At 72.9% G+C, this 13,299-nt stretch carries 14 protein-coding genes; 4 read left to right on the forward strand and 10 right to left on the reverse strand.

Annotation, left to right across the window (positions count from 1 at the left end; genetic code table 11):
* Positions 1–62 precede the first annotated feature (62 nt).
* The 3 genes from dxs to ACLQ27_RS26365 form a co-directional block, all read right to left on the reverse strand.
* Positions 63–2,009 (reverse strand): 1-deoxy-D-xylulose-5-phosphate synthase, encoded by a 1,947-nt coding sequence (dxs, locus tag ACLQ27_RS26355; protein ID WP_234587931.1) that lies wholly within the window; start codon positions 2,007–2,009, stop codon positions 63–65.
* 81 nt (positions 2,010–2,090) lie between these two features.
* A complete protein-coding gene (locus tag ACLQ27_RS26360) occupies positions 2,091–3,371 on the reverse strand; it encodes a class I SAM-dependent RNA methyltransferase (protein ID WP_425869181.1) in 1,281 nt (426 codons plus the stop codon).
* Positions 3,364–5,433: an APC family permease gene (locus tag ACLQ27_RS26365; RefSeq protein WP_357498528.1), complete on the reverse strand. Its 2,070-nt coding sequence runs from the start codon at positions 5,431–5,433 to the stop codon at positions 3,364–3,366. Before ACLQ27_RS26365 ends, ACLQ27_RS26360 begins: the two co-directional genes overlap by 8 nt.
* A gap of 173 nt (positions 5,434–5,606) precedes the next feature.
* Between ACLQ27_RS26365 and ACLQ27_RS26370 the strand changes: the two genes are divergently transcribed.
* Together ACLQ27_RS26370 and ACLQ27_RS26375 are read left to right on the forward strand one after the other, a co-directional pair.
* Positions 5,607–6,272: a potassium channel family protein gene (locus ACLQ27_RS26370; protein ID WP_234587934.1), complete on the forward strand. Its 666-nt coding sequence runs from the start codon at positions 5,607–5,609 to the stop codon at positions 6,270–6,272.
* A gap of 3 nt (positions 6,273–6,275) precedes the next feature.
* Entirely contained in the window at positions 6,276–6,965 is a 690-nt protein-coding gene (locus tag ACLQ27_RS26375) for a potassium channel family protein (protein WP_234587936.1), read from the forward strand.
* Positions 6,966–6,992: 27 nt separating this feature from the next.
* On the opposite strand, the gene ACLQ27_RS26380 is transcribed toward ACLQ27_RS26375, so the two are convergent.
* The 4 genes from ACLQ27_RS26380 to dut all read right to left on the reverse strand — a co-directional run bounded on the left by ACLQ27_RS26380 (position 6,993) and on the right by dut (position 9,449).
* Entirely contained in the window at positions 6,993–7,679 is a 687-nt protein-coding gene (locus ACLQ27_RS26380; RefSeq protein ID WP_234587938.1) for a DUF3159 domain-containing protein, read from the reverse strand.
* Positions 7,680–7,704: 25 nt separating this feature from the next.
* Positions 7,705–8,085, reverse strand: coding sequence for an OB-fold nucleic acid binding domain-containing protein (locus ACLQ27_RS26385; protein ID WP_357498525.1), 381 nt, complete (start codon positions 8,083–8,085; stop codon positions 7,705–7,707).
* Positions 8,086–8,212: 127 nt separating this feature from the next.
* Positions 8,213–8,887 (reverse strand): DUF3710 domain-containing protein, encoded by a 675-nt coding sequence (locus ACLQ27_RS26390; protein ID WP_357498523.1) that lies wholly within the window; start codon positions 8,885–8,887, stop codon positions 8,213–8,215.
* 25 nt (positions 8,888–8,912) lie between these two features.
* Positions 8,913–9,449, reverse strand: coding sequence for a dUTP diphosphatase (gene dut, locus ACLQ27_RS26395; protein ID WP_357498521.1), 537 nt, complete (start codon positions 9,447–9,449; stop codon positions 8,913–8,915).
* 84 nt (positions 9,450–9,533) lie between these two features.
* Here dut and ACLQ27_RS26400 point away from each other — a divergent pair, with 84 nt between their 5' ends.
* Positions 9,534–10,067: a DUF3093 domain-containing protein gene (locus ACLQ27_RS26400; protein ID WP_425869184.1), complete on the forward strand. Its 534-nt coding sequence runs from the start codon at positions 9,534–9,536 to the stop codon at positions 10,065–10,067.
* Positions 10,068–10,086: 19 nt separating this feature from the next.
* Here ACLQ27_RS26400 and ACLQ27_RS26405 read toward each other — a convergent pair whose 3' ends face one another.
* Together ACLQ27_RS26405 and ACLQ27_RS26410 are read right to left on the reverse strand one after the other, a co-directional pair.
* Positions 10,087–10,884: a hypothetical protein gene (locus ACLQ27_RS26405; RefSeq protein ID WP_234587949.1), complete on the reverse strand. Its 798-nt coding sequence runs from the start codon at positions 10,882–10,884 to the stop codon at positions 10,087–10,089.
* A 120-nt stretch (positions 10,885–11,004) separates the two neighbouring features.
* Positions 11,005–11,301, reverse strand: a complete 297-nt coding sequence (locus ACLQ27_RS26410) for a DUF4193 domain-containing protein (protein WP_007075406.1) — start codon at positions 11,299–11,301, stop codon at positions 11,005–11,007.
* 435 nt (positions 11,302–11,736) lie between these two features.
* On the opposite strand from ACLQ27_RS26410, the gene ACLQ27_RS26415 reads away from it, so the two are divergent.
* On the forward strand, positions 11,737–12,255 hold the full coding sequence (locus tag ACLQ27_RS26415) for a LytR C-terminal domain-containing protein (protein WP_357498627.1): 519 nt from the start codon (positions 11,737–11,739) through the stop codon (positions 12,253–12,255).
* Positions 12,256–12,308: 53 nt separating this feature from the next.
* Here the strand turns inward: ACLQ27_RS26415 and ACLQ27_RS26420 are convergent, their stop codons facing one another.
* Complete coding sequence (locus ACLQ27_RS26420) at positions 12,309–13,130, reverse strand: inositol monophosphatase family protein (protein WP_357498517.1); 822 nt, start codon at positions 13,128–13,130, stop codon at positions 12,309–12,311.
* Positions 13,131–13,299 lie beyond the last annotated feature (169 nt).

Raw genomic sequence — 13,299 nt, forward strand, 5'->3', positions numbered from 1 at the left:
GGAACGCCGGCGGCGGGCGCCCCGTGGGGGTGCCCGCCGCCGGGTCGAGCTGGACAGTCGAGCTAGTTCTGGGCTGCCGTGTCGCTGGGGGTCAGCCGGTCCGGGCTGGCGTCCAGGCCGGAGATCCAGCCGGTGACGTTCCGGGCGACGTCCTGGGCGGTCAGGCCGAGATCGGCGAGGATCTGCGCACGGGTGCCGTGCGGGTGCCAGTCGGCCGGTACGCCCAGGTCCTTGAGCGGCACCCGGACGTCGGCGTCGCGCATGGCCTGGCCGAGGGCGTCACCGACACCGCCGACGCGGACGCCGTCCTCGACGCTGACCACGAGCCGGTGCCGGGCGGCCAGCTCGACCAGCTCGGCCGGCACCGGGCGGACCCAGCGGGGGTCGACGACGGTGACCCCGTAGCCGTGCTCGGCGACCCGGGCCGCGACCTCCATGCCCAGCTGGCCGAAGGAGCCGACGGCGACGAGCAGCACGTCGGTACGCGCCGACTCGGCCAGCACGTCGACCGGGCCGACCCGGCGCACGGCCGGCAGGTCGGCGGCGACAGTGCCGGTGGGGAACCGCACGACTGTCGGGCCGTCGTCGACGGCCAGCGCCTCGCGCAGCTCCTCCCGCAGCGTCGCGGCGTCCCGGGGAGCGGCGATCCGCAGGCCGGGCACCACACCGAAGACCGACATGTCCCAGATGCCGTAGTGGCTGGGGCCGTCCGGGCCGGTGATGCCGGCGCGGTCCAGCACGAAGGTCACCGGCAGCTTGTGCATCGCCACGTCCAGCAGGACCTGGTCGAAGGCGCGGTTGAGGAAGGTGGCGTAGACCGCGACCACCGGGTGCAGCCCACCCAGCGCCAGACCGGCCGCCGAGGTGGCGGCGTGCTGCTCGGCGATGCCCACGTCGTACACCCGCTCGGGGTACTTGCGGGCCAGCTTGGCGATGCCGGTCGGCTCGGCCATGGCGGCGGTGATGCCCACCACGTCCGGGCGCTCGTCGGCGATGGCCAGCAGCTCGTCGGCGAAGACGTGGGTCCACTTCACCGAGGGGGCGGCCAGCAGCGTGCCGGTCTCCACGTCGAAGGCGCTGCTCGGGCCGTGCAGGCAGTCGGCCTCGTCCTCCTCGGCGGGGCGGTAGCCGTAGCCCTTGCGGGTGACCGCGTGAACGATCACCGGGCCGCCGAAGTTCTTCGCCGCGCGCAGCGCCGACTCGACGGCCGCCACGTCGTGCCCGTCCACCGGGCCGACGTACTTGATGCCGAGGTCCTCGAACATGGCCTGCGGAGCGACCGCGTCCTTGATGCCCTTCTTGACCGCGTGCAGCACCTCGTACATCGGCTTGCCGACCAGCGGGGTGGAGCCCAGGGCGTCCTTGACCGTGTCGAGGACCTTCTCGTAGCCGGGGTTGAGCCGCAACGACGAGAGGTGGTCGGCCAGGCCGCCGATGGTCGGCGAGTAGGACCGCCCGTTGTCGTTGACCACGATGACCAGGGAGTTGCCGGCGGTGGCGATGTTGTTCAGCGCCTCCCAGCACATGCCGCCGGTCAGCGCGCCGTCACCGACCACTGCCACGACGCTGCGCGCCTCACCCCGCAGGGCGTACGCCTTGGCCAGGCCGTCGGCGTAGGAGAGCGCGGTGGAGGCGTGCGAGTTCTCGATGAGGTCGTGCTCGCTCTCGGCCTGGCTGGGGTAGCCGGAGAGGCCACCGCGCTGGCGGAGCTTGTCGAAGCCGGCCTGGCGCCCGGTGATGATCTTGTGAACGTACGCCTGGTGGCCGGTGTCGAACAGGAGCCGGTCCCGGGGGGAGTCGAAGACGCGGTGCATGGCCAGCGTCAGCTCGACCACACCGAGGTTGGGCCCGACGTGCCCGCCGGTGCGGGAGACCTTGGCGATCAGGAAGTCGCGGATCTCCGCGGCGAGCACATCCAGCTCCTCGCCCGACATCCGCTTGACGTCCTGCGGACCGCGGACCGTCCCCAGCAACCGGCCGTGGTTGGCCGTGTCCTCTTCAACACTCATGACCGGAGAGTCTATCGGCCGTCCGACACTCCGCAGCCTGGCCCGAGCCGTACGCACCGCAGTGGGCCGCTGAGCGCCTGGTCAGGGCCGGTCCACATCAGGAGCGTCGACCGGCAGCAGGAGGCCCACCAGCTCGACGTGCTGGGTCATCGGGAACAGGTCGAAGCCGCGCAGCGCGGCCAGCCGCCAGCCCAGCTCGGCGAAGGTGCGCACGTCCCGGGCGAAGGCGGCCGGGTCGCAGGCCACGTACGCGACGGCCCGCGGACCGGCGGCGACGATGTCGCGCACCACCGGGGCGCCCGCGCCGGAGCGCGGCGGGTCGAGCACCACCACGTCGACCGGGCCGGTGATCCGTCGGCGGGCCAGCGCGGTCTCCACCCGGGCGGCGACCACCTCGACCCGGGGCAGGTCGGCCAGGTTCACCCGGGCCGCGTCCGCCCCGGTCGGGCTCGACTCGACAACTGTGACCCGCGCGTCGCCGACCCGGCCGGCGAGGGCCGCCGCGAACAGCCCGGCCCCGCCGTAGAGGTCCCAGGCCACCTCGCCCGGCCGCGGGTCGAGCAGCTCCAGCACGGCAGTGGACAGGGTGTCCGCCGCGGCCGGGTGCACCTGCCAGAAGGCGGACGCGGGCAGCGCCCAGTCCCGTCCGGCGGCCACCTCGCGGACCTCGGTCGGCCCGCTCACCGGCGTGGCCACCCCGTCGCGGACCTCGGCGACGCTCACGTCCCCGCCGGTGCTGGCGACGGTCTCCACCGCCTCGGCCGCCGGCCAGCGCGTGCCGGTCGGGGTGAGCACGGGCAGCTGCTGGATGGCCGGGTGGGCGATCCGGCAGCGATCGATCGGCACGACCTCGTGCGAGCGGTGCTTGAGCAGGCCGGCGCGGTCCGCGGCGTCGACCGCGTAGCGGACCCGCGAGCGCCAGCCCAGCGACCCGCCCGGCAGCGCCTCGACCTGGACGCCCAGCCGGTCCAGCTCGGCGTCGGCGAGCCCGCCGAGGCGGACCAGCTGCTCGCGCACGACCGCGGTCTTCCAGGCCAGCTGCGCGTCCGGGGCGACGTGTTGCAGGTCGCAGCCGCCGCAGGCGCCCGGCCTCGCGTACGGGCAGGGCGGCTCCACCCGGTCCGGTGAGGGGTCCAGCACGGTCACCGCGTCGGCCCGGACGAACCCCCGGTGCACCTCGGTGACCTCGGCGATCACCCGCTCACCGGGCAGCGCGTGCCGGACGAACACCACCTGCCCGTCCACCCGGGCCACGCAGTGCCCGCCGGGAGCTACCGCGTCGACTGTCAGCTCGACCCGCTCCGCCTCCGCCAGGCCCCGTTCGGTAGCCGCCGTCACGGACGGCGTGGTCCGCTCAGTCACGGCCGTTCCCGACCGTTTCGCTGTCCACCGGGCCGGACTCGTCCGGCGGCGGCGCGGTGACCACTGGTGGCACGGTGCCCCGCGGCCCGCGCGCGGGCGTACGGGAGAGCGTGGCGTCCAGCCGGTCCAGGTTCTTGCTGGCGGTCGAGGCGAGCTGCCACGGGACGCTGACCACCATCACCCCCGGTTCGAAGAGCAGTCGACCCTTGAGGCGCAGCGCGCTCTGGTTGTGGAGCAGATTCTCCCACCAGCGCCCCACCACGTACTCGGGGATGAAGACGGTGACGACGTCGCGCGGTGACGAACGACGGGTCGAGGCGACGAAGTCCAGGATCGGCCGGGTGATCTCCCGGTACGGCGAGTCGACAACTGTGAGCGGGATCGCCATCTCCCGCCGCTCCCAGTCGGCCTGCAGGTCGCGGGTGTCCTTCTCGTCCACGTTGACGGTCACCGCGGTCAGCGTGTCCGGCCGGGTGGCCCGGGCGTACGCGATGGCCCGCAGCGTCGGCTGGTGCAGCTTGCTGACCAGCACGATCGCGTGGTTCCGGGCGGGCAGCACGGCCCGGCCCTCGTCCGGCGGGGTCAGCTCGGTGGCGACCCGGTCGTAGTGCCGGCGGATGGCCAGCATCAGCGCGTAGATCACCGCCATCGCCGCGATCGCGATCCAGGCGCCGAGCAGGAACTTGGTGATCAGGACGATCACCAGCACCGTGCCGGTCAGACCCATGCCGAAGGTGTTGATGGCCCGGGAGCGGTGCATCCGCTTGCGCGCCTCCGGGTCCCGCTCGGTGCGCAGGCGCCGGTTCCAGTGTCGGATCATGCCGGCCTGGGAGACGGTGAACGAGACGAAGACACCGACGATGTAGAGCTGGATGAGGCGGGTCACCTCGGCCTGGAACCCGACGATCAGCACGATCGCGAAGAGGGCGAGCGAGGTGATGCCGTTGGAGAAGGCCAACCGGTCGCCCCGGGTGTGGAACTGGCGGGGCAGGTAGCGGTCCTGGGCGAGGATCGAGCCGAGCACCGGGAAACCGTTGAACGCGGTGTTCGCGGCCAGGAAGAGGATGAGCGCGGTCATCCCGGCCACCACGTAGAGCAGGAACGAGCCGGAGCCGAAGACCGTCTCGCCGAGCTGGGTGGTCACCGTCTTCTGCACGTACCCGTCGGGGCCCGAGACGATCTGCAGGGCCGGGTCCTCGACGAACTGCAGGTGGGTCAGCCGGGCCAGCCAGATGATCCCGACGAGCAGGCTCACCGCGATCGCGCCCAGCAGCAGCAGCGTGGTGGCGGCGTTGCGGCTCTTGGGCGCCTTGAACGCGGGCACGCCGTTGGAGATCGCCTCCACGCCGGTGAGCGCGGCGGCGCCCGAGCTGAACGTCCGCAGCAGCAGGAAGACCAGCGCGAACCCGGTCACACTGTGCTCGGCCTGGATGACCAGGTCGGCGCTGGGCGCACGGAGGTCGTCACCCAGGACGAAGACGCGGAACAGACCGGTGAGCAGCATTCCGCCCATCACGATCACGAAGCCGTACGTGGGGATGGCGAACGCGGTGCCCGACTCGCGCAGTCCGCGCAGGTTGACGGCGGTCAGCAGGACCACCGCGAGCACCGCGATCATGACCTTGTGGGTGGCCACGAAGGGCACCACCGAGCCGAGGTTCGCCACGCCGGAGGAGACCGACACGGCCACGGTGAGCACGTAGTCGACAAGCAGGGCGCTGGCCACCCCGACCCCGAACTTCGGTCCGAGGTTGACCGTGGCCACCTCGTAGTCGCCGCCGCCGGAGGGGTAGGCGTGCACGTTCTGCCGGTAGCTGGCCACCACCGTGAGCATCACCACGACCACCGCGAGGGCGATCCACGGGGAGAACAGGAACGCCGACGCCCCGGCGATGGAGAGGGTCAGCAGGATCTCGTCAGGCGCGTACGCAACGCTGGACAGCGCGTCGGAGGCGAACACGGGCAGCGCGATGCGCTTCGGCAGGAGGGTGTGCTGCAGTCGGTCGGACCGGAACGGTCGACCGAGGAGCAGTCGCTTCAACAGCGAGGTGGGTCTGGCCACGAACGCCAAGGGTACGACCACCACGGTCCGAACGCGGGGGTGGGCGATCACGGGTGGCAGACAGGACGCGGTACGGTCGGTCCCGCTGTCGACCCGGACGTGGCAGGCTCGGACTCGGAGCCACCGGCGGCGAAAGGGCCAGCGGCAGCGGTACGCACCTTGGGAGGGACAGCGTGCACGTCGTGATCATGGGATGTGGCCGGGTCGGGTCGACCCTCGCCCACAGCCTGGAGTCCCGGGGACACTCGGTGGCGGTGATCGACCAGGACGCCGACGCCTTCCGCCGGCTCGGCCCCGACTTCGCCGGAATCACGGTGACCGGGGCGGGCTTCGACGGCGAGGTGCTGCGCCAGGCCGGCATCGAGCGCGCGGACGCCTTCGCGGCCGTCTCCAGCGGCGACAACTCCAACATCATCTCGGCGCGGTTGGCCCGGGAGACGTTCGGCGTGTCCCGGGTCGCGGCCCGGATCTACGACCAGCGCCGGGCCCAGGTCTACGAGCGGCTGGGCATTCCCACCGTGGCGACCGTGCGCTGGACGGCCGACCGGATGCTGCGGCACCTCGTGCCCGAGGGCAACGTGGAGATCTTCCGCGACCCGACGAGCACCGTGTCGATCGTCGAGGTCCCGGTGCACAAGGAGTGGATCGGCCGGCCGGTGCGCGCCCTGGAGGAGGCATCCGGCGCGCGGGTGGCCTACCTGATCCGCTTCGGCATCGGCACGCTGCCCACCGCGTCCACAGTCGTCCAGGAGGGCGACCAGGTGTTCATGCTGGTCAGCGACGACATCGTGGCGACTGTCACGTCGGTGGCGGCGACCCCGCCGGAAGGGGGGCACTGAGCCATGCGGATCGCCATCGCGGGCGCCGGCAACGTGGGTCGCTCGATCGCTCAGGAGCTGATCGAGAACGGCCACCAGGTGATGCTCATCGAACGGCAGCCGAAGATGCTCCGGCCGGACCGGGTTCCGGCCGCCGAGTGGGTGCTCGCCGACGCGTGCGAGGTCGCCAGCCTGGAGGAGGCCAACGTCGCCGGCTGCGACGTGGTGGTCGCGGCGACCGGCGACGACAAGACCAACCTGGTGCTGTCGCTGCTGGCCAAGACCGAGTTCGCGGTGCCCCGGGTGGTGGCCCGGGTCAACCGGGCGGAGAACGAGTGGCTCTTCACCGAGCAGTGGGGCGTCGACGTCGCGGTGAGCAAGCCGCGGGTGATGGCCGCCCTGGTCGAGGAGGCGGTCACCGTCGGCGACCTGGTCCGGTTGATGACCTTCCGGCAGGGCGAGGCCAACCTCGTCGAGATCACCCTCCCGCCGACCGCGCCCTACGTCGGTCAGCCCCTGCACGCGGTGCCGCTGCCCCGCGACTCCGCCCTGGTGGCGATCCTGCGCGGCAAGCGCGTCCTGGTGCCCAGCCCGGACGATCCCATCGAGGCCGGCGACGAGCTGATCTTCGTCTGCACCGCCGAGGTGGAGGACGACGTCCGCGCGGTCATCCTCGGTCCGGACAGCGTCGAGCGGACCCGCGGCTCCCACTGAGCCGCGGGGCGCGGGCGGCGCTGTCGCTCAGGCGCCCGGCAGCGGGGTGGGTTGCGGCTCCCGGGTGACCCGGCGCACCGTCCAGACGGTGATGAGCAGCAGCAGCGCGTACGGCGGGTAGCCCAGCGCCAGCCGGGCCACGCCCAGCGCCGTGTCCTGGTGGGCCAGGTAGAGCCCGGCCTGCACGCCCACCTTGGCGAGCCACACCACGCCCCAGAGCACGGTCAGCCGGGTGAAGACGCGCACCAGCTTCGGGTCGGCCCGCCACTCGGAGCGGCCCTTGGCGACCAGCACCGACCAGATCCACCCGACGAGGGGCTGGCGGATGGCCGCCGAGATCAGCAGGGCGATGCCGTAGCCGATGCCGTAGAGGATGCCGGGAAGGTAGAAATCCCGCTCGTCACCGGTGCGCCAGGCGATGGCTGCGCCGATACCGACCCCGAACAGCCCGTTGACCGCGTGCCGGATCGGCCGGCGCTGAGCCAGCCGCAACCCGGCGATCAGCAGCGCGACGGCCACCGAGGCGATCACGGCGGGCCGCAGGTCGCCGATGATGTTGGCGAGCACGAAGACGACCACCGGGATGCTGGACTCGACAAGCCCCCGCCAGCCGCCGAGCTGGTCGGCCATCTGCTCGGCGATCGTGGGCAGCGGCTCGTCGTCCTGCGGAGGATCGGTCTCCGGCTGTGCTGCCCGGTGCTGTCCCGTCGTCATGCCCGGCCTTCCGTCCGCGGTGCCGTCACTTCGGCGAGTCCAGCTCGTAGTACGGGTTGTAGATGACCTTGCGGTCGTCGCGCATCGCCACCCGGCCACGCGCGGTCAGGTGCCGCCCCGGCTCGATCCCGGAGATGTGCCGGCGCCCCAGCCAGACCAGGGTGACGACGTCGCTGCCGTCGTACAGGTCGGCCTCGAGGGTGGGCAGGTTGGTGCGCGGCGTGTAGACCACTGTGCGCAGCCGACCGGCCACCGAGACCACCTGGCCCCGGGAGCACTGCTGGGCCAGGACACCGCCGCACTCGGCGCTCTCCTGCCGCAACTCCTGCGCGTCGATCTCGGCCTCGCTGGCGGTGAACCGTTGCAGGATGCGCCGCAGCGACACCCGGCTCTCGTCGGTCGTCATGACCTCCGCGTCACCCTCTCCACGCTCACCGGCTCGCCGCCGGCACCGGCCCAGCTCCGGCGACGCCGGAACCGTCCCGCCAGCGTACGCCGACGGGGCCGGTTCCGGCGGGCCGGTGCGGGCCCGGTCAGACCTGGCGGGGCTCGGCGGCGGCGGAGGTGTCCCCGCCCTCGGCGTCGGCCTGGTCGGCGATCTCGCGGGGCAGGCGCAGCGGCAGCGGCTCACGGACCGGCTTCGCCTCCTGGCCACGGTCGACCACCAGGCCGTCCAGGCACTCGGCGAGCGGCCCGGCGCTGGCCGGATCGGTGGCCACCGGGCCCTGGAAGACGCCCCGGACCATCCAGCGCGGCCCGTCGACGCCGACGAACCGCAGGTTCGTCGGGCCGTCCGGGGTGCGCACCTGGGCGTGCAGCTCCGGGCCGTACTCGCCCTCGACCTCCTGGGCGGCGGCGCCGTCGCGCAGCAGCGACTGCCGGATCTCCTCGCGCACCTCGTCCCAGATCCCCTCGGACCGGGGGGCGGCGAAGACGCCGAGCTGCAGCGCGTTGTCCCCGTGCACCAGCACGACCTGCTGGATCACGCCCTGCGGGTCGGCCTGCACCCGCACCTCCACCTCGGCCACCGCCGGGATGTGCAGGCTGCCGAGGTCGAGGCGCTGCACCTCGTCGTCGACCTCGGAGATGTCGTACGGCCCGCGCACGAGCGCCGGCGCGGACGTCCCGGTGCCCTCGTCGAGGACCTCGGTGGTCCGCTCGTCGCGGGTGTGCCGCCCGGCATCGGCCCGCTTTCGGGAGAAGATCACTGCGCCCACCCTCCGCTGTTCACAATCACCCTGCCACCTCTTCCGTCTGCCCGTGGCCCGGCTCGGCCCGCCGCTGGTCGACCCACTCCTGGCCGGCCGGTGACGGCACCAGCTGAGCGTGCCCGCCGGTCGAGCCGTGCCCGCCGGTCCCGCGCGAGGACCCGGGCAGCTCGGCCACCGGCTCGAACCGCGCCCGCGCGACCCGCTGGATCACGAGCTGGGCGATCCGGTCGCCACGGGAGATCTTCGCGGGCGTGTCCCGATCATGATTGATCAGGTTGACCATGATCTCACCCCGGTAGCCGGCGTCGACCGTACCGGGCGCGTTGAGCACCGTCACGCCGAGCCTGGCCGCCAGGCCGGACCGCGGATGGACCAGGCCCACGTACCCGTCCGGCAGGGCGACGGCCACGCCGGTGGGCACCAGGGCCCGACCGCCGGGCGGCAGCTCCACGTCCGCGGCGGCCACCAGGTCGGCCCCGGCGTCGCCGGGATGGGCGTACGTGGGCAGCGGCAGCTCGGCATCGAGCAGCCGTACGGGCACGGGTACGACGTCGGTCACGGGTCCCCTCTTCGTCCGGTTGTCTCCGGTGACCCTGCCATCCTGCCGGTTGGCCGGCCCGCCGTGCGCCGTACCCTCGCAGGAGTGAGCATGTCGCCCTCTCCGTCCGCCGATCGGCCGCCGGCGCCGGCCCGTCCGGCGTACGCCGAACGGCTGGACCTGCCCTGGTGGCTGTGGCTGACCGGGCTGGTGGCCGCCGCGCTGCTGGCCGTCGAGATCTGGATGGGCGCCGGCGGCGTCCGCGCCTGGCTGCCGTTCGCCGTGCTGTTGCCGCTCACCGCTGCCGGGCTGTGGTGGGTGGGCCGGATCCGCGTCGCGGTCGTCGACGCCGAGCTGCGGGTGGACGACGCCCGCCTGCCGGTGCGCTTCGTGGCCGACGTGATCCCGCTGGACGTCGCCGGTCGCCGCGAGGTGCTCGGTGTGGGCGCGGACCCTCTCGCCTTCGTGGTGCAGCGGCCCTGGATCGGCGGCGCCGTGCAGGTGGTGCTCGACGACCCGGCCGATCCGACCCCCTTCTGGGTGGTGAGCACGAGGCGTCCGGTCGAGCTGGCCGAGGCGGTGCTGGCCGCGCGGGACGCCGGCCGACCCGCCGACCGTACGGCCGGCGAGCCGGGCTGACCGATGCCGACGACCCCGCTCAGGTGCCCGTCGGCGGGCCGGGCAGGGCCGGCGGCGGCGCCGGCCGGGCGATGCCGCGGCGGCGCAGGTCCACCTGGAGCTGGTCGGCCATCTGCCGGGTGGCCCGGCGGTTGAGGAAGCTGGCCACCGCCGCGCCGGTCAGGAACGGCCCGAGGGTGGTGAGGTTGCGCCCGAATCGGCGCAGCAGCATGTCGCGCATCTCCTTGCGGGCTGCGGTGCCGAGCACCGCGCCCACCCCCACGCCGGGCACCATCGGGTTGACCCCGCGCTGGGTGGCCCAGGAGTGCACCAGGGCGACCGCTCGTTGGCTGCCGGCGCCCGGCAGCGACACGCCGTGGAGCTCGTGCAGCTCACCGATCAGTTTCAGCTCCACCGCCACGACGGCGACGGTCTCGGCGGCGAGCAGCACGGGCGCGGAGAGCAGCGTGGGTGCGACGGTCCATTCGACGGCGGCGACTCCCCCGCCGGCCGCGCCGATCCCGGCCGTGGCGCGGGAGGCGTTGCGGATCAGTCGCTCGGCCAGGGCGGCGTCGTCCAGGCCGGGAAAGTGTCGACGCAGGGTGGCCAGGTCCCGCACCGGTACGTGCGGGGCGATCTCGGCCACCGTGTCGGTCATCCAGCGCACGGCGGCGCGGGGCTTGAACAGGTCGGAAATGCCTCGGCTGCGGGCCTGCCCCACCATCCGGGTGAGCAGTTGCCGCCGCCGGGCCGGCTCGATGTCGTCCGCGGTCAACGCCGCGACGGTGGCGCCGAGATCGTCCGCGCCGTCGCCGGTGGTGTCGCCTCGATCGCTCATGGGTCGGACCTCCCGGTGGTGTGGCTACCCGCTACGAGTCAAGCAGGTACCCACCGGCGTTGCATGCCTACACCGGTAGCGGCGGCCCCGATCAGGAGGCCGCCGCCGGTGTCGTGAGTGTCAGACGCACTCTCGGCAGATCAGCTCGCCGTTGCGCTCGACCGCCAGCTGGCTGCGATGGTGAACCAGGAAGCAGCGGGCGCACCGGAACTCGTCCTGCTGCATCGGTAGCACCTTGACAGTGAGCTCCTCGTCGGCCAGGTCGGCACCGGGCAGCTCGAAGCTCTCGGCGACCTCGGCCTCGTCGACGTCCACCGCGCCCGACTGTGAGTCGACGCGCCGGGCCTTGAGCTCTTCCAGGCTGTCCTCGCCGAGGTCGACCTCGTCGCGACGCGGAGCGTCGTAGTCGGTGGCCATCGGATGTCACTCTCCCATATCGATGTTGTCGCTTCCGGTTGTAACGCCGGACGACGCTGTTTCGGTTCCGCTGGCCGGCAACCACTTGTGTCGGGCACCCGACCCGGGGGACCGTACGGGTCGGGACCGCTGGGGCCACTCCCCTGCGAGCGCGGAACCTTACCCCCCCTTGGGCGAGGCATGTATACCGCCCTTGCGGCTGAGATGTACGCCCCCGCACGCCAAGTTGTTCCCAATGTGATTCAGGCGACACGAAGATAGGGGTAGTAGTACCCGGTTCACGGTCGCCGCGCCGGCATGTCGGACTGTTTCCACGCGACGGCCGGACAACCGTTAACCTCAGCGGCGTATTCGACGGCCGGCGGTCAGTGCGATCGTTGGCGGCCGCCGCCACCCACCTGAGGTCTCGGGAGCGCCCAGATGAGTTTTGCGCGAGTGCGGGCACTCGTCGTCGTCGGCCTGCTGGGGGTCCTGGCCCTGGCGTTCGTGATCACCGCGATCGTCCGCGACAGCCAGGGCGAGGCCGGCGCGGCGGGCGGCTGCCCGGACGGTTGGCCGTTGGCCGACGTCACCCTGCACGAGCCCAAGGACGTCAAGATCAACGTCCTGAACGCGACAATCGAGCCGGGCCGGGCCGGCGCCGTCGCGGACGACTTCCGCAACCGCAAGTTCCAGGTCAAGAAGGTCGGCAACGCGCCCAAGGGGATCGACGACGTCGCCGTGCTGCGGTACGGCCCCAAGGGCGTCAGCTCCGCCCACCTGCTCAAGGCGTACTTCCTCAACAACGCCGAGCCGGTCTACGACGAGAAGCGCACGGACGACGTGGTCGACGTGGTGTTGGGCAACGGCTTCCAGCAGCTCGCCACCACCACCGAGGTCAACCAGTCCCTCGGCGACCTGGGCCCACCTGTCGCGCCGGCGGGCTCCTGCCCGTCCCCCGCCGCCAAGAAGTGACGGCGTAACCGGGACGCCCGCGCCGGGCGTCCCGGTCCACGACGGCGGCGCGGTCAGGGGCCGCCGGAGGCGTCCAGGGCGGCCAGCCGGTCGTGCAGCTCGGCGAACAGGGCGGGCGGGGCCGCGATCACCAGGTCCGGGCCGGGCGGGCTACCGGCCAGGCCGGAGACCCGCACGCCCGCCTCGGCGGCCACCAGCCCGCCGGCGGCCAGGTCCCAGGCGGCCAGGCCCTTCTCGAAGTACGCGTCCAGCCGCCCCTCCGCCACCAGGCAGAGGTCCAGGGCGGCCGCTCCCAGGCGGCGGATGTCCCGCACCGACGCGATCAGCCCGGCCACCACCGACGCCTGGTGCGCCCGCCGACCGGCGTCGTAGCCGAAGCCGGTGCCGACCAGAGCCTGCCCGAGGTCCGTCTCGCCGGAACAGCGCAGCCGCACGCCGTCGCGCCAGGCGCCGCCACCGGCGGTGGCGGTCCACTCCTCGCCGGTGTTCACGTTGCGCACCACGCCGGCGACCACCACCCCGTCCACCTCGGCGGCCAGCGACACCGCGCTGTACGGCAACCCGTAGAGGTAGTTCACGGTGCCGTCGATCGGGTCGACGATCCACCGAACACCGCCCGGCTCCGCCGGGCCGGTGGCCTGCGTGCCGTACTCCTCGCCCAGGACCGCGTCCCCCGGCCGCAGCGCGCGCAGGGCGTCGAGGACCTGCCGCTCGACGGCCCGGTCCGCAGCCGTGACCACGTCGGTGACGGTGCTCTTGGTCGCCGCCACGGACACGCCCTCGGCCCGCATCCGGTACGCGGTGGCCGCGGCGTCCCGCGCCACGTCGAGCGCGATCGCCAACAGTTCCCGCGGTGGCGGCGCCGAACGGTCCATTCCAGGGTCCCCTTCCCGTACGACCGGGGCGTTCCGGGCCGTGCGCGAGTATCATCCTTACAAAGTCCACATCTGCGCCGAATCGGCGGTCCCGCCGCCGTTACGCCGTGCGGCGCAGGATGATCGCCGCAGACGGCGTTACAATTCACCCCTGCCCACGCGCCACGGA

The organism is Micromonospora sp. DT63, from assembly GCF_049841615.1.
Taxonomy (GTDB): Bacteria; Actinomycetota; Actinomycetes; order Mycobacteriales; family Micromonosporaceae; genus Micromonospora.